Annotated in this window: 10 protein-coding genes; 4 read left to right on the top strand and 6 right to left on the bottom strand. The window is 72.4% G+C overall.

Annotated elements, in window-relative coordinates:
* Positions 1–35: 35 nt before the first annotated feature.
* Entirely contained in the window at positions 36–755 is a 720-nt protein-coding gene (locus tag ACFKCF_RS34115; protein ID WP_394499400.1) for a methyltransferase domain-containing protein, read from the top strand.
* Complete coding sequence (locus tag ACFKCF_RS34110) at positions 752–1,951, top strand: acyltransferase family protein (protein ID WP_394499399.1); 1,200 nt, start codon at positions 752–754, stop codon at positions 1,949–1,951. Before ACFKCF_RS34115 ends, ACFKCF_RS34110 begins: the two co-directional genes overlap by 4 nt.
* On the opposite strand, the gene ACFKCF_RS34105 is transcribed toward ACFKCF_RS34110, so the two are convergent.
* The 4 genes from ACFKCF_RS34105 to ACFKCF_RS34090 all read right to left on the bottom strand — a co-directional run bounded on the left by ACFKCF_RS34105 (position 1,878) and on the right by ACFKCF_RS34090 (position 9,711).
* A complete protein-coding gene (locus tag ACFKCF_RS34105; protein ID WP_394499398.1) occupies positions 1,878–5,933 on the bottom strand; it encodes an alpha-(1->3)-arabinofuranosyltransferase family protein in 4,056 nt (1,351 codons plus the stop codon). The two genes, ACFKCF_RS34110 and ACFKCF_RS34105, sit on opposite strands and share 74 nt — an antisense overlap.
* Positions 5,930–7,060, bottom strand: coding sequence for a glycosyltransferase family 4 protein (locus ACFKCF_RS34100; RefSeq protein WP_394499397.1), 1,131 nt, complete (start codon positions 7,058–7,060; stop codon positions 5,930–5,932). Before ACFKCF_RS34100 ends, ACFKCF_RS34105 begins: the two co-directional genes overlap by 4 nt.
* Positions 7,057–7,854 carry a glycosyltransferase gene (locus ACFKCF_RS34095; RefSeq protein WP_394499395.1) on the bottom strand — a complete coding sequence of 266 codons (798 nt, stop codon included), beginning with the start codon at positions 7,852–7,854 and terminating at the stop codon, positions 7,057–7,059. The genes ACFKCF_RS34100 and ACFKCF_RS34095 overlap by 4 nt, the downstream gene beginning before the upstream one ends.
* Positions 7,855–8,100: 246 nt before the next feature.
* Positions 8,101–9,711, bottom strand: a complete 1,611-nt coding sequence (locus ACFKCF_RS34090) for a hypothetical protein (protein ID WP_394499394.1) — start codon at positions 9,709–9,711, stop codon at positions 8,101–8,103.
* A gap of 154 nt (positions 9,712–9,865) precedes the next feature.
* On the opposite strand from ACFKCF_RS34090, the gene ACFKCF_RS34085 reads away from it, so the two are divergent.
* Positions 9,866–11,728 (top strand): hypothetical protein, encoded by a 1,863-nt coding sequence (locus ACFKCF_RS34085; RefSeq protein WP_394499393.1) that lies wholly within the window; start codon positions 9,866–9,868, stop codon positions 11,726–11,728.
* 3 nt (positions 11,729–11,731) lie between these two features.
* Here ACFKCF_RS34085 and ACFKCF_RS34080 read toward each other — a convergent pair whose 3' ends face one another.
* Together ACFKCF_RS34080 and ACFKCF_RS34075 are read right to left on the bottom strand one after the other, a co-directional pair.
* Positions 11,732–13,909, bottom strand: a complete 2,178-nt coding sequence (locus ACFKCF_RS34080; RefSeq protein WP_394499392.1) for an acyl-CoA dehydrogenase — start codon at positions 13,907–13,909, stop codon at positions 11,732–11,734.
* Between the two features lie 62 nt (positions 13,910–13,971).
* The gene (locus ACFKCF_RS34075) at positions 13,972–14,760 is read right to left on the bottom strand and encodes a hypothetical protein (protein WP_394499391.1); all 789 of its coding nucleotides are present in this window, start codon (positions 14,758–14,760) and stop codon (positions 13,972–13,974) included.
* A gap of 359 nt (positions 14,761–15,119) precedes the next feature.
* Here ACFKCF_RS34075 and ACFKCF_RS34070 point away from each other — a divergent pair, with 359 nt between their 5' ends.
* Positions 15,120–16,550, top strand: a complete 1,431-nt coding sequence (locus ACFKCF_RS34070) for an AMP-binding protein (protein ID WP_394499390.1) — start codon at positions 15,120–15,122, stop codon at positions 16,548–16,550.
* Positions 16,551–16,555: the final 5 nt, after the last annotated feature.

Below are 16,555 nucleotides of genomic sequence, written 5' to 3'. Positions count from 1 at the left end.
TCTGGGTGTCTTCTCAACGGGACGGAGTCGTGGGCATGCGTGCCGATCTGGCCAGGTCCATCCGGCTGTTCCGCGCGTTCACAACAGAGCAGGCCAAGCCGGACGCGTACTACACCACCCTCGCCGCCGACACCGCCGCCCAGCTCGTGGACCGCGTGTCCCTGGCCGGCGCCACCGTGCTCGACGTGGGCGGCGGCCCCGGATACTTCGCCGACGCCTTCAGGCGGGCCGGCGCCCGGTGCGTGTGCGTGGACGTCGACGCGGGAGAGCTGACCGGCCAGGGCACGCCGGGCTCCGGCGTGCTGGGCAGCGCCCTGGAGCTGCCGCTCGCCGACGGGTCGGTCGACGTGTGCTTCTCGTCCAATGTGCTGGAACACGTTCCAGACCCGTGGCGGATGGCGGGCGAGATGGCCCGGGTCACCCGCGAGGGCGGGCTGATCTTCCTCGCGTACACGAACTGGCTCTCCCCGTGGGGAGGGCACGAGACCTCGCCCTGGCACTACCTGGGCGGCGAGCACGCCGCCCGCCGGTACGCGCGGGTGCACGGCAGGCAGCCCAAGAACCGCTACGGGCGCTCGCTCTTCCCCGTCTCCGTCGCGCACGGCCTGCGCTGGGCGCGGTCCGCGCGGGACGTCGAGCTGGTCGACGCCTTCCCGCGGTACCTGCCGTGGTGGTGCCGTCCGCTGGTCAAGGTCCCCGTCGTCCGGGAGTTCGTCACGTGGAACCTCGTCCTGGTGCTCAGGAAGCTCGGATGACCGCCGCCGCGGAAGCACCGGCCGCAGGAGCCCCGTCCGCGGAAGGCCCCGCCACCGGGCGGGACGCCGCGCTCGACGGCATACGGGCCCTGGCCGCGCTCGGCGTCTGGGTCCTGCACGTGGGCGGCAACACCGGGATGATCTACCAGGAGGGCATGTTCGCCTGGATGACGTCCCGGCTCGGCATCGCCGTGCCGATCTTCTTCCTGCTGTCCGGGCTGCTGCTCTACCGGCCGTGGGCCCGTGCCGTGCTGGAGGACGCGCCGTCGCCGCGGGTGGGGACCTATCTGTGGCGCAGGGCGATGCGCGTGCTGCCCGCCTACTGGCTGGTCACCGCGGTGGCGCTCTGGGCCTGGGGGCAGCTCGACTGGACGGGCTGGCTCAAGTGGCTGTTCCTGCTGCAGAACTACTTCGAGCAGGGACGGGCGCCCGACGGGCTCTACCAGATGTGGACGATGCCCATCGAGATGGCCTTCTACCTGGTCCTGCCGGTGCTCGCCTGGCTCCTGCACCGGTGGGCGCGCGGCGGCAACCGGCCCGTCAGGCTGCTCGGCGGCATCGCGGTGCTCCCGGTGATCTCCCTGGCCGGCGTGGTCGTCGCGCACGTGCTGGATCAGCCGGAGCTGGCGCTGTGGCTGCCGAACCACCTGATCTTCTTCGCCGCCGGCATGGCCATGGCCGTGCTGTCGGTGTGGATCAAGCGGCGCGAGGTGGTGGACGCGCTGGCGCCGCAGCTCCTGGTGCTGGCGCTGCTGGCGTTCGCGGTGCTGAGCACGGAGCTGGCCGGGCCGCGCACCCTCACGCTGCCCAGCCTGTCGCAGTCGCTGTGGCGGATGGTCCTGGAGACGGCGGTGGCGGTGCTGCTGGTGGCCCCGTTCGCGCTGGCCTCCCGGCGCGACACGCTGCCGCACCGGGTGCTGGGCAACCCGGTGACCGCCTATCTGGGGCGCATCTCGTACAGCTTCTTCCTGTGGCACGCGCCGGTGATCACGCTCTTCTACAAGATCACCGGCAAGCAGGTGTTCAGCGGCGACTTCGTGGGCGTGGCGGTGCCCACGCTGGTCGGCTCGCTGCTGGTGAGCGCCGTGAGCTACCACCTCGTCGAGGAGAACGCGCTGCGGCTCAGCCGCCGGTGGCGGTCAGCACCTCCTGCTCGACCGGAACCTCAGGCTCCGGTGTCGGCTCCGGCGCCGTGACGAGCTGGCCGAACAGCGAGCCCATCGCCGCGCACGACAGGAGCTGCGGCACCTGGTCGAGCAGCGGATCGACGTCGACGCCCCGGTTGCGAAGGAACACCCCGGCGGCCAGCGCCACCGCCGCCGCGCCGAACAGGCCCGCCGGCACCCAGTGCGTGTGCGGCCGGCGTACCCGCAGCCAGAGGGTGACCACGACGGCGGCGAGCGCCACGAGCATGCCGGGCCAGTTCGCCACCCAGCCGCCGAACGCCAGCCCCAGCACCACGACGTAGGGCACCCGCCAGCGCGACAGCCGCGACTCCGCCGCCGCGGCGGTCTCCTTGACGTGCTCGGGGCGGGGGCCGTGCATCACCAGGGAGAGGAGCGCGAGCAGCGCGATCCCGGCCAGGCCCAGCCCGAGCGCGAGCCGGTAGGGCTGGTCGGGCTCGTACGTCAGCCGCACCGTCCCCGCGGTGCCCGCGGGCAGCTGCCAGCCCTGCTTCCACCCGTCGATCCGGATCGGACGCAGCTGCCGGCCCTCCAGCTCGGCCCGCCAGCCGGTGTTGAAGTTCTCGTTGACCACGAGGAAGGAGTCCTCCGGCGCGCTCACCCGTACCTCGCGCTCGACGGAGGACCAGGCGCCGCGGGCGGCGGAGCTCTCCACGGCCTTGCGCCGGGACGGGAACGCGCCGACCGCGAGGTTCTCCACGGCGAACGGCTCCCAGCCGGCCGCCCGCACCCGGTTGTCCCCCGCCCGCAGCGCGACCCGGCCGCACGCGGTGATCTGCACGGGCCGCCCCTCCAGCAGGTCGGCATAGACGCCGGTGACCTTGGTCCGCACGGCCGCGCCGTTCACCTGGAGGGTCGGGCCCAGCCCGCAGGCCAGCCGGAACTGCGGCCCGGCCGGCCGGCTCGCCGGGCTGACGCCGGGGATCACCAGCTCGGTGACCTGGAGCCGGCGCGAGGCCGGGTAGAAGCGCAGCTTCAGCCGCGTCGTGGTGAGCGGCTTGAACCGCAGCGTCCCGCCGGCGTCCACCCGGCCGCCGCGGACCTCGCCCTTGGCGCCGGTCACGATCACGTCGAGCGCCTGCCGGTCGCCGCCGGGACGGGCGACCTGGATCTGCGAGACGGTCCGCCTGCCCTTCCAGCCCAGCGTGAGCGTCGGCTCGGCGTCCTCCGGCGAGGGCACCCACGTGGTGGCGGAGTCGGCGTCGAATGCCGACCTCGGCGCGACCACCGCGTCCTTGCTCATCGCCGACGAACCGGTCACCGTGGTCAGGTCACCGCTCAGCCGGGTGAACCGGTCGACGAGCGTGACGTCCCGCAGCACCGCCGAGCCCCGCAGGGTCGTCTTCCGGCCGGACTCCGAGGTGAACGTCCGGTCGAACCCGGCGCCCTCCTCGCCCGACCTGACCAGCAGCGGGTTGCACACCCAGCGGGCCCAGTTGCGCATGCAGCGCGGCCGCTCGTCCAGCCCGCGGTCCATGACGAAGACGTCCCCGCCCCGTCCCGGCATCCTGATGGTGCGGCCGGGCAGGACCCCGGGGATCGCGATCTCGGTGATGCCCACCCGCTGCACGAAGCTCCACTGCACGTTGTACGTGCCCAGCACCCTGATCCGCACCCAGCTCGTCGGCCCGGCGGGGACGCGGAGCGTCTGGGCGTCGTTGCTCCTGGCGACATCCTGCACCAGCCGGCCGTTCTCGGTCTCCACGGCCACCCGCCGGACCGACTGGCTGATCAGCAGGTTGTTGGTGAAGGTCACCTGCAGCCGGGAGATCTCCCGGGGCTGGCGGAGGTCGATCCGGAGCCATTCGTTCTCCGGCCGCTTCCAGCCGCCGCTCTCCCAGCCGGTGTCCAGGTCGCCGTCCAGCGCGGCCCAGGGGCCGTGGCCGGGGGTGCTGAGGCCCGGCACGGCGTCCGCGTCGGCGACCGAGGAGGAGGCCGTGACGTCCGCGATGCCGTCGTACTCGGCGGTGGCCGTCTCCTCCAGCCAGCCGTCCTCCAGCAGGTCGAGCTCCTTGACGCCGGTGAAGTCGTCGCGCCGGTCGGCGGGCAGGGTGGGCGACCAGTTGGACCTGATCTCGCCGAACTGCCGCTCGCGCAGCCGCAGCCCGTCGCTGACCACGGTGGGCAGGCCGGACTCGGCCCCGTCGCCGTTCACCAGCGCCGGGCCCGCGCCGAGCAGGCCGAGGTCGCCCATCGTCAGGAGCGAGTCCGGGCCGCCGCGCACCTCCAGCGCGTCCGCGGCGGGCTGCACGCTGACCAGGTCGGAGCTGTCCGGCACCTCGTACAGCTCCAGCGCCGGGAAAGGCCAGTCCACCGATTCGACGGCGTCGTCGGTGGAGGTGTCGCCCACCTCTCCGCCGAACGAGGTGACCTTGGTGATGCCGGGCGAGTCGCGCAGCGCCTCGTAGACGCGCGACGGCCAGGCTCCCTGCAGGTTGGCCCGCATCAGGTCGTTCCTGACGAGCAGGTAGCGCACGCCCATCCTGCGCAGCACCTCGGTCAGCCCCTCCGAGCCGTGGCCCGAGGTGAGCCGCTGGTCGATGGCGTCGAGCAGCCTCGTCATGCCCACGGAGCCGGCCGCCGTGACCTGCCGGGCGGTCCAGCGGACGGCGGACAGCGGCTGCAGGGGGTCGTCCATGGGACGGCCCCACAGGTACTCGCCGAACTTGGCGCCGGGCACGACGAGCACCCCGTCGTCGCCGGCGTTCTGGTTGAGCCACGTCGCGGCCTGCCGCCAGTAGAGCGGCACCTCCTTGAACTCGCCGGGCGGGGCCAGGCCCTGGTTGAAGACCGGCAGCACCAGCGCGGCGAGCGTCGCCACGGCCACCGACCGGATCGGCAGCCGCGCCCGGGCCGTCACGTGGGCCAGCAGGTGGGCCAGGCCCAGCGCCAGCGCCAGCCGGACGAGGGGGTCGAACTTGCGCAGGTTGCGCAGCGGCGCGAGCGGCCCGTCGAGCAGCCAGCGCACGGGCTCGGCAACGATCGGCTCCAGCGCGCCCATGTGCCCGGCGACCAGCGCCGCCGTACCGATCAGGAACAGGGGGACGACGAACCCCTTGGCGGGCAGGTCGCGCCGGGCCAGCCCGGCCAGGCCGAGCGCGGCGAGTAGGCCGGTGACCACGACCATGGCGGCCGAGGTGGCGATCTCGTACCCGGGCGGCTGCGTGGCGACGCCGTTGACGGTCAGGTAGCGGACCCAGTCGGAGGCGCCGCGCAGCACGTTCGTCAGCGAGGTGACCTGCGTGGTGGTGGAGGCGGTCTCGGTGTACGGCAGGAAGGAGAACGCGTAGCGGCCGACCAGGAGCAGCGGCAGCCACCAGAACAGCGTGGCCACCGACACGGTGCCGGTCCACCAGGCGAGCAGCCGCCAGCGGGGCACCGGGCGCGGCCGGGTGAGGATGTAGAGGACGGGGGCGACCAGCACGGCCAGCACCGCCACCGCGTTCACGCCGCCGCACAGCGCCACGGCCAGCCCGGACCTGATCGCGCCGCGAGCGCGCTGGCCGGTCTCCGCGGCGGTGAGCAGCGGGATCAGGATCCACGGCAGCATCGCGGCGGGCAGCCACTCGATCGAGATCTCGCCGAGGATGGACAGCGTGCGCGGGGCCAGCGCGTACGCCAGCGCGGCGGCGATCGCGGTGCCGGGCCCGCCGATGCCGAGCTGCCTGGCCAGCCGCTCCACGCCCAGGAAGGCCAGGCAGAGCAGCGCCGTCAGCCAGAGCCGCTGGGTCACCCAGGCGTCCAGCCCGGCCAGCTCGCCGAGCGCGAAGAACGGCCCCATCGGGAACACGTAGCCGGCAGCCTGGTTCTGGAGCTGCCCGAAGTGCTGGAGGTCCCACAGGTGGGCGACGCGCTCCAGCCAGCCGATCGGGTTGAGCGCGAGGTCGAGCTTGGTGTCGGAGATGATGCTGCCGGGCTTGGTGGTGAACGACAGCACGGCGAAGCCGAGGCAGCAGATCGCCAGCCAGAGCCGATGCCTCGCCCGCTCGCTCACCGTTCCTCCCACTCAAGGACGACAGGCGCGGCGGGTGTGCCGGGGGCGTCGGCGGGACGGCGGATGAGGGCGGAGAGCCGCGCGGCGCTGCCGTCCCAGGAGAACCGAGCCGCCCATTCCCGACATTTCGCGCTATAGGTGTCCGGGGCTGCCCTGAGCTCGTCGATGGCCGCGGTGATGCCCTTGGCCAGGTCCCCGCCGTCGGGCAGCAGCCAGCCGGTCTCGCCGGGCCGTACCGCGTCGCGCAGCCCGTCCACGTCGTACGCCACCGTCGGCACCCCCAACGCGGCCGCCTCCAGCACGCACAGCCCCCACCCCTCGCCCTGGGAGGTGTTGACCTGCAGCCAGGCGGCGGAGACCAGCCGCTCCTTGTCCTCCTCCGGCAGGTAGCCGTGCAGGACGACGCCCTCGGGCGCCGCGGCGCGCAGCCGCTCCTCCTCCGGCCCCCTGCCGATGACGTCCACGACCAGGTCCGGCCAGCGCTTCCTGAGCTCGGGCACGGCCTCGAGGAGCAGCTCCACCCGCTTGTGCGCGACGAGCCTGCCGACGCACACGAGCCGGGGCCGCCGGCTCCGCGCGCGCGGCGTCCGCAGCCGGCCGGGCACCCCGTTCGGGACGAGGTGGATGGGCCCGCGCCAGCCGAGCCGCTCGCGCATGGCGAGCACGGTCGACGGCGAGACGGCCACGCACTCGCACCCCCGGTACGTCCACCGCGACACCGGCCCCTCCAGGAACCGGCCGAGCGCGGCCAGCCACCACGGCAGGTGCACGTCGAACTGCCGGTCGTGCACGTGGTGCACCACGCACAACACCCTGGTACGCCGCCGCACGACCAGCGGCGTGAAGAACGGGATGCCGTTCTGGCAGTCCAGGACCACGTCGAACCGGTTGCGCCGGACCAGCATCCAGAGCAGCACCAGGGGGTAGACGGTGAACGACCCGCCCATGCGGACCAGCCGCACGCCTTCGACGGTCTCCTCGCGGGCCTGCCCGAGGGCGCGGGCCGTGACGAACCACACCCGGTCCCCGTCGGCCGCGAAGCGCCGGGCCAGCTCCCAGGCGTAGACCTCGGCGCCCCCCGCGGCGGGATGCCACGGGTCGCGCCAGTTGACGATGGCGATGTTCACGGATATCCGAGGGAGTCCAACGGTTGCTTCACCCTGACCGCACGGCGCGACTCCGCGCGAAGCCGCGCCCAGATCCGGCAGAGCTCCAGCAGGATGCCCAGACTGTGCCGGGCCGGGGAGAAACGCGAGCCGGGCATGTCATGCCACGTCACCGGGATCTCCAGGACCGAGGCGCCGTCCGCGACGCAGCGCGCGAGCAGCTCGACGTCGAAGGCGAAGCCGTCGGTCCGCAGCCGGGCGGCCATCTCGCGGGCGAGCAACCCGTCGAAGAACTTGAACCCGCACTGGGTGTCGCTCACCCCTGGCACGAGCACTCTGGCCAGCGCGCGGAATCCGAACGCGCCCAGCTCACGGACCGGGCTGTGCCGGTGCTCCACCTCGGCGAGGGGATGCGCGCGCGAGCCGATGACGATGCGCTCGCCGGAGAGCAGCAACCCGAAGGCGCGCTCGACGGCCCGCAGGTCGGTGGCCATGTCGGCGTCACAGAAGCCGACGAAGGGCGCGGTGGTCTCCAGCAGTCCGGCGCGCACCGCCGCACCCTTGCCGGGCGTGGCGCACTCCGCGAGCCGTACCGGGATCGGCTCCTGCGGCCAGGTTCTGACGATCTCCGCGGTGCCATCAGTGCTGGCGTTGTCCACGACGATGACAGCTGTCGGGAACGGAAGGCGGGCAAGCTTCGCGCACAGCTGCAGGAGCCCCCCAGGAAGTCGCCGTTCCTCGTTGTACGCGGGAACGATGATCTCAAGCAGTGTCGGTCGGCTCGTCCTCTCGTTCCCTCGACGGGAGGGCGGCATGGCACGTGCTACCGGTCGCCGTAGTTATAGAGCGGCCGGTTGACCGGTGTCGCCGTGGCACCGGTGAGTGACACGGTCGTGACGGTCGCCACCAGTGCGGCTAGGGCGACGCCAATGATCGCTGCTAAGAGGATCTTTATCACCGGGGATTCCTCCTTTGAGGCGGCAATGACCCGGGCGCACCCAACTTAGAACCAATTCTCCTTACTCGCTAGTAGTAAGACTGAATTTTAATAAAGTCGCCGATCAAGTTGGGTGATCGTTCCCAGGAAGCGCTTGAAATCTGTACAACAGCAGCTCAGGCCCGTCGACCACCAGAGTGGCCCCCCGGGTCCACCGGGCGAACCGGGCACGCTCCTCGACCGTCCCCGCGTCCACCACGACGTACCGGAAGCCCGCTGCGGCCAGGTCCGGTGAAGATCCATCTAGTACGCGTTCCACCTCGCGCACCCGGCGGTCCTCGGCCGCGACGACCATGCTGCCGACCCGTACGGAGTCGTTGGCCACCACCTCGCGCCCCGGCGCGGCGAAGAAGCGCTGGGCCGGGTCGAGCACCGCCCGGCCGCCGTTCCACGGGAACCTGCGATAAGACTCGAACGGTAGCACCAGAACGTCCCCCGGCGCCGCGTCCGCCAGGATCGCCGTCCTGGCCTCGTACCAGCCCCGCGGATAGTCCACCGCCTCCAGCCGGCCGAACGCCCCCCAGGCCAGCGTCGGCAGCGCCGCCACCGGCGCCAGCACCAGGAGCGACAACCCCGCAGGCACCAGGCGCCCGCCCGCCGTGGCGGCGCGCGCGGCGAGCAGGCCGAGCCCCACGGCGGCCAGCAGCGCGAGCGGCGCCACGAACTGCTGCGCGTCACGCAGCACCGCGAACCCGCCCCACAGCTCCACCAGCCACCTGAGCGCCGCCCGGCCGGCGGCGGTGACGCCCAGGCAGGCGATCGCGAACCCGATGGCCGCCGCCACGGCGAGCCCCGCCCGGCCGGGCAGGTCCCGGGCGCGCGCGACCGCCGCGATCCCGGCGACCACCAGCACCAGCCTGGCCACGGCGGCGACCGGCGCGTCGTAGCCGGCGGGCACCGCGCCGGCGTTCCAGATCCCGCCGAGCGACAGCAGGCTCACCACCGTGCCGAAGGGGCCGTCCGCCCGGGCGGCGAACGCGTCCACGCCCACGCCGTCCCCGTTCAGCGCATCCGGCCGGGCCAGCGCGGGCACCAGCCAGGGCAGGCTGAACGCCAGGACGAGGCCCCCCGCGAGCGCGGTGTCCGCGGCCCTGCGCCCGCGGCTCGGCCCCGGCGTCGTGACCGGACTCGGCGACGCGGCGGACCAGGCCGACGGGATGACCGTGATCGCGGTGACGGCCATCGCGGCGAACCCGCCCACCGCGGCCGGCACCATCGCCACGGCCACGCGACGGTGCCCGTACGCCGCCCGCACCACCCACGGCAGACCGGCGTACCCCAGCAGCAGCGCCCACTGCCCCATCAGCAGCCGCTCGGCGACGTACGGGTTCCAGACGTAGAACGCTCCCGCGACCAGCCTGGGCCCCAGCGCGGCCGACGGGACCAGCAGCCCCGCCCCCGCGCAACCCAGCGCGAACACCCCCAGCAGGATCGCCTTCTGCACCAGCTCCGCGGGGACGACCGAGGCCATCGCGGTCACGACGGCGTCGCTCGGCACGACCCGCGGCGCCCCGCCGGCCAGCCCGAAGGTGAAGCGCGAGAACCGCGGCTCGGGCACGAACACCATGTCCTGGACGAGGACGAACCCCCACCCCAGCGCGGGCCCCAGAGCGAGAGCGCCCAGGACGAGACCGAGCAGCGCGCAGGCTGCCCCGGCCCTCCTGGTCTGCGGCATCCCGCTATGACATCACAACCCAGCCACAGACATTCCCGGCATGTCCCTCGATTGTTAGTCTTTCGCCAGATCCAGGTGCTCTCTCGGTGACACGACACCGCCAAAGGGGGCGGCGCGGGACCGATCCACGCGAGTGACGGGGCCAGAGGGACCGGTGACGACGAGCGAGACGACGGCCGAGAGCCGCCCGCGGACGCGTGGCGCCGAGGGTCGCCCGTGGACGCGCGGCGACGCCGTGCTGGCCGCCGGACTGGTCATGGTGGCCGTCCAGCTGGTCTGGAAGTTCGACCTGGTACGGCGCTCCTACTTCAGGCAGGACGACTTCACCTTCATCGCGCGCGGCCTGGAGCACGGCCTGAGCTGGGACTACCTCATGCGGGTGGACTACGGCCACCTCGTGCCCGGGCCGTTCGCGATCCAGTGGGCGCTGGGCCGGCTGGGGGTCTACAACGACGTGCTGGCCCACGCCGTGGCGATGACGCTGCTCGGCGCCGCGGGCCTGGCGCTCCTCCGGCTGCTGCGGCTGCTGTTCGGGCCGCGGCCGGCCATCCTGGTGCCGCTCGCGTTCTACCTGCTGACCCCGATGACGATCTCGTCGCTGTCGTGGTGGGCGGTGCTGATCGAGACGCTGCCGTTCCAGATCGCGCTGCCGATGGCGCTGAGCTCGCACGTGCACTATGCCAGGACCGGCCGCTTCAGGCACGCGCTGGCCGCCGCGGCCTGGACGGCCGTAGCCATGGCCTTCTTCGTGAAGGCGCCGTTCATCCTGGTGCTCGCGCTCGCGCTGAGCGTGGGGTGGCTGCGCCGCCCCCGGCAGTGGCCGGCCTGGGTGCTGTACGCCGGGGTGGTCGCGGTCTACGCGGTGATCTTCTTCCGCCAGCTCTTCACCTCCGTGCAGCTCACGGACGACACCGTGCGGCCGAGCCTGCCGGACCTGCCGGTCGCGGCCAGGTTCGCCTGGACGCTGCTGTGGGGCTCGCTGGCGCCCAGCACGTTCGGCGGGCCGTGGAAGTGGCTGCCCATCGGGGACGACTACGCCATCGCCGCCACGCCGCCCGCGCCGGCCTGGGCCGCGCTCGGGCTGGCGGCCGTGGCCGTGGCGGTGTCGATCCGCTACCGCAGGCGGGCCTGGGTGGCCTGGCTGGTCCTGCTTGCCTACGTGGTGCTCGCCGACGTGGTGCCGGTGCTGATCGGGCGCATCGAGCAGCTCGGCCCCGACCTGGGCGGCTACGAGCTGCGCTACGTCTCCTCCACGTCCATGGTGCTGGCCCTGGTGATCGGCCTGGCGTTCATCCCGCTGCGGGAGGAGGAGCGGCCCTGGCTGCGCCCCGCGTCCCGGCTGAGGTTCGCGTGGGTGCCGGTGGCCGCCGTCGTCGCGGCGGGCTCGGTCTGGTCGGTGGCGGCCTACGGCCGGCTGCCCCTCGGGCAGCAGGTCAAGAGCTACGTGGAGACGGCACGGGTGGCGCTCAAGCGCACGCCGCCCGGGAGCATCGTCGTGGACACGTACGTGCCGCCGAAGGTGGTCGTGGCCACGTTCTTCTACGAGTACGCGCTGACGTCCAAGGTGCTCGGACCCATCGCCGCGCACCCGGTCACCTGGACCAGCCGGCTGAACGGGCCGGTCAGCGGCCCGCTCGTCTTCGACGAGCAGGGCCGCCTGCGCCCGGTCTCCATCGAGGGCGCCGTCGTCCCCGGCCGGTCCCCCTGCACGCGGGTGGGCCCCGCGGAGGTCCGGTTCCGCCTTCCCCTGTCCCTGCCCAAGGGCAGCTGGACGGCCCAGATCGGCTACCTGAACCCGGTGGAGACCACGCTGTCCGTGCGGCTCGGCGGGCCCGAGACGCGGGTGCCCGCGGGCAAGGACCTGGGCTCGACGTACGCGGCCGTGGAGGGCGGCGGGACCGACCTGGTGCTGCGCACCCTGGACGGCCGGTCCGCCTGCGTCGGCGAGATCAGGGTCGGCATCCCCAGACCCGCCGTGAACGCCCCCGCCGTCCCCCCGCAGCCCGTGGGGGGATGACGCTCACTTGCCGGGCTCGGGGTCCCTGGGCAGGCCCAGCATGCGCTCGCCGATGATGTTGAGCTGCACCTCCGTGGTGCCGCCGTAGATGGTCATCGCCCTGGTGGCGAGCACCGCGCGGTTCCAGTAGCCCGGGTCGCCGAGCTTCATGTCGGCCGCCACGACCGCCGCCGGACCCAGCAGGTCGACCGCCGTCTCGGAGACGTGCTGCGCATGGGAGGTGGACAGCAGCTTGCGCACGGACGCGTCCGCGCCCGGCTCGGCCCCGGCGAGCTGCTTGAGCGTCACCCGCAGCGACAGCGCGTTGATCGAGTGGCCCTCGCAGACCACCGCGGCCACCTGCTGCGCCTCGGCCGGCGTCAGCTCGCGGCCGAGGCGGCCGATCAGGCCCAGCAGGTCGGGTACGGACGCGCCGGTGCCGCCGGAGCCGGACGACAGCGAGACGCGCTCGTTCGAGAGCGTGTTGCGGGCGACCTTCCAGCCGTCGCCGACCTCGCCCACGACCAGGTCGTCGGGGACGAAGACGTCGTCGAGGAAGACCTCGTTGAACAGGTTCTCGCCGGTCATCTCGGTCAGCGGCCGGACCGTGACGCCCGGGGACTTCATGTCCACCAGGAAGTACGTGATGCCCTGGTGCTTGGAGCCCTCGCTGGAGTTGCGGGCGATGCAGATGCCCCACTCGGCCACGTGGGCGACGGAGGTCCAGATCTTCTGCCCGTTCAGCTTCCAGCCGCCCTCGACCTGCTCCGCCTTCATCTGCAGCGAGGCCAGGTCGGATCCGGCGCCGGGCTCGGAGAACAGCTGGCACCAGATCATCTCGCCGCTGAGCGTCTTGGGCAGGAAGCGCTCCTGCTGCTCCTGGGTGCCGTACGCGGCGACGGACGGCACCACCCACGCACCGATGATCATCGCGGGCAGCTTGACCTTGGCGGCCTTGAGCTCCTGGGCGATCAGCACCTGCTCCAGCGGCTTGGCGTCGCGCCCCCACGGCCTGGCCAGGTGCGGCATGACGAAGCCGCGGTCGGCCAGGGCCCGCTTCTGCTCCTTGCCCTCCAACCGGGCGATCTCCGCGATCTCGGCCCGGATCGACTCGCGCACCTCCTCGGCGTCCTCGGGCAGGTCGATCTGCATCTCGCGGGCGACGCCCTGCAGGGCCAGCTCGGTCACCTTGGCCGCCCACTCCGACGAGGAGCCGAGCAGGGCGCGCAGGGTGAGCGCGCGGCGGTAGTAGAGGTGGGCGTCGTGCTCGAAGGTGTAGCCGATGCCGCCGAAGGTCTGGATGGCGTCCTTGGCGCATTGGACGGCGGCGTCGGGAGCCATCACGCCCGCGACGGCGGCGGCGTACTCCAGCTCCTTGCCGTCCGCCCTGGTGGCGTCCCAGACGGTCGCGCGCGCCTGCTCCAGCGCGACCAGCATGCGGGAGAGCTTGTGCTTGATGCCCTGGAACTGGCCGATCGGGCGGCCGAACTGCACGCGTACCTTGGCGTACTCGGCGGCGGCCGTGACGCACCACGAGGCGAGGCCCGCGGCCTCGGCGCCGAGCAGGATCGCGGCGAGGTCGAGCACGTCGGGGCGCTGGACGCCGCCCAGGATGCCCTCGGCGGGGACCACCAGCTCCGACAGCTCCACCCTGGCCACCGGCCTGGTCAGGTCCAGCGACCTGACCTCGGTCACGGTGACGGCGGAGGCGTCGACGAGGATCCACTCCTCGCCGTCGTCCGTGGCGACCGGCAGCACGAGCGCGTCGGCCAGCGAGCCGCCGAGCACGGGGTCGGCCGTGCCGGAGACGACCAGGGAGCCGTCCTCGGTGCGGGTGCCGGTCAGCGAGCCGGTCAGGGCGACGGCGCCGGTGAGGGTGCCGTCGGCGAACGACTCCAGGTGCTCGGGCCGCTTGGAGGCGTTGATCACGGCACTGGCCAGCACGGTCGGCAGGTAGGGCCCGGGGGCCATGCGCTCGGCCAGCGCCTCGACGGCCACGGCCGTCTCCAGCAGCCCGTAGCCGGAGCCGCCGTACTCCTCGGGCACGTGCAGGCCGAGCAGCCCCTGCTCGGCGAGGCCCGCCCAGAACGGCGGGCGCCCGTCCGTCCCGGCGCGCAGCAGCTCGGACGGGATGTTCCGCTCGGCCCAGCCGCTCACCGACTCACGGAGCGCCTCGTGCTCCTCGCTCAACCCGATCGCCATGCTCATCCTCCATGCCAGGTCCGACCCATACCTAGAACCATATTCTAGAGGATGCTTCTGGCCTAGAGCGGTCGAACCCGTTGGACGAGGGTGTTGATGTCCGCCCAGCGCTTCTTGTTCGTCTCGGGGATGGAGGCCAGGAGCATCGCGGGCTTGGTCTTGCCCACCTCGACGACCGTCACCATGGCCTGGGCGACCTGCTGCTTGCCGTTGAAGGTGTAGGTGACCTGGTAGCCGAGCGTCCAGCCCTTGCCGACCGGGATCTTCTGGGAGGCGGTCCAGGCGAGCGTGGCGCCCGCGGGGTACTGCGTGCGCAGCGACCAGCGGGCGGCCTGGGTGGCCAGCTCGCGGTAGTCGGCGTCCTTGGAGGGCTTCGTCGTGGGCGAGTCACCCGGGAACATGGCCGAGGCGACCACCGTGTGCGGGACGGCCACCTTGCCGATGCGCTGCGCGATGGAGAACGGCGGGAACGACTTGGCCTTCCACGGCGTGGCCAGCCTGGGGTAGGTGATCCCGGTGGTCCTGTCGCTGATGAGGCCGGTGACCACGGACGCGGTGCCCGCCAGGGTCGGGTACGCCTTGCTCTTCGGCACCGGCGGCAGCGCGATCGGGCTCTCGGTGGCGCTCGGGACGGCCGACGCCGAAGCGGCGCCGGAGCTCGGCACGGGGACGACCGGGGCCACCTGCTCGGCCGGCTGCTTGTTGGCGGGCACGTCGCCGGAGAAGACCACGAAGATCAGGAACACGGCGAGGACGGTGACAAGGATCGCACCCAGGAGATAGACGGCCTTGATCGGAATGTCGCCGATGCCGCGCCTCGGCGGCTCGGGGATGGGCGGGAGCGGGGGCATCGGATTCTGGTGCACCGGAGGCCGCGGGAGCGGGGACTGCGGGAGCGGGGACTGCGGGAGCGGGCCGGGACCGCCTCGATTGACCGAGGGCTGCTGGGGAGGCCCTTGAGGAGGGGACTGCCGCCCCGGCGGGTTGCCCGCGGGGGGCCTGAGAGGCACGGACGGACCCGCCGCCGGCGGGCGGGGGATCTTGACCGTCTCCTCGGCAGGGAGGACGACCTTGCGGAACGGAGTGGTGGGTGAATCGTATGAAGGTCTCTTGTCGCCGACGTCCGCCATGGCCATGAGGTTACGTCACAAGAGAGCTGGATAATTCCTTCAATACCCCTGCAGAATGTAATTCTGTAAGGTCTGCGAACATGAGGGGTTTTTACGAGATCGCAGCCCATGACCCTGAACGTCCCGCGCTCCTGGGTGACACCGGCGCCACTTACGGTGAACTTCTCGCCCGGGTGAACCAGGTCTCCAACGGGCTGACGGCACGCGGGGTCGCCCCCGGCGACCGTGTCGTCACCGTGCTGAAGAACGGGCTCGACGCCCTCACCATGATGCTCGCGACGTACCAGAGCGGCGCCTACCTCGTGCCCGTCAACTGGCATTTCACCGCCGAGGAGATCGACTACATCGTGGCCGACTGCGGGGCCGGGGTGGTGATCTCGCCGGACGCCCGCACGGTCGCCGAGCTCGCCGACGGGCAGCCCGCCACCGCGCCGCCACACCGGCGGGCCGGGTCCATGATGCTCTACACCTCCGGGACGACGGGACGGCCGAAAGGGGTACGTCGGAGGCTGCTGGACCTGACGCCGGAGGAGCTGTACCCGATCCTCGTGCGCAAGAGCTGGCGCCACTTCGGGCTGCCCTTCGGCGGGGTGCACCTCGTGTGCTCGCAGCTCTACCATTCGGCGCCGTACGGGCAGGCCATGATGGCGCTGCAGTTCGGGCACGCGATCGTGGCGCCGGAGCGGTTCGAGGCCGTCGAGGCGCTGCGGCTGATCGAGCGGCACCGGGTGACGAACGCGTTCATGGTGCCCACGATGTTCCACCGGCTGCTGGGGGTGCCGGATCGGGAGTCGTACGACCTGTCGTCCCTCACCCACCTCTACCACGGGGCGGCCCCGTGCCCGCCGGCCACCAAGCAGGCGATGATCGACTGGCTCGGACCCGTGCTGTGGGAGTACTACGGGTCCACCGAGGCGGCCGTGGCGACCATGGTGTCCTCGCAGGAGTGGCTGGCCAGGCCGGGCACGGTCGGCAGGGCGCTGGACGGGATGTCGTTCACGATCGTCGGGGAGGACGGCCAGGAGGTGGGGCCGGGCTCACCGGGGCTGGTCTACATCGGCGGGATCAACCGGTTCGAGTATCACCGCGATCCGGACAAGACGGCGGCGGCGATGCGCGGCCAGGCGTACACGCCCGGGGACATCGGCTACCTCGACGACGACGGTTACCTGTTCCTGCTGGACCGGCGGACCGACCTGATCATCTCCGGCGGGGTCAACATCTACCCGGCCGAGATCGAGGCGGCGCTGCTCGAACACCCCGCCGTGGCGGACGTGGCCGTGATCGGCGTACCGGATCCCGAGTGGGGGCACAAGGTGGTGGCGCTCGTGCAGCCGGCGGCCGGTGCGGTGGCCGGGGACGAGCTCACGGCGGAGCTGCTGCGACACTGCGCGCCCCGGCTGGCCAGGCTCAAGCATCCCCGGGTGATCGAGTACCGGGAGTCGCTGCCGCGAACGCCGACCGGCAAGCTGAGCAGGCGCAACGTGCGAGAGGCGTATCTTTCGGGCTGAGCTGG

Origin of the sequence: Nonomuraea sp. JJY05 (assembly GCF_043496855.1) — a bacterium.
Taxonomy (GTDB): domain Bacteria; phylum Actinomycetota; class Actinomycetes; order Streptosporangiales; family Streptosporangiaceae; genus Nonomuraea.
Note: the sequence above shows the minus strand (reverse complement) of the source record. Positions and strands in the feature narration are given on the sequence as shown.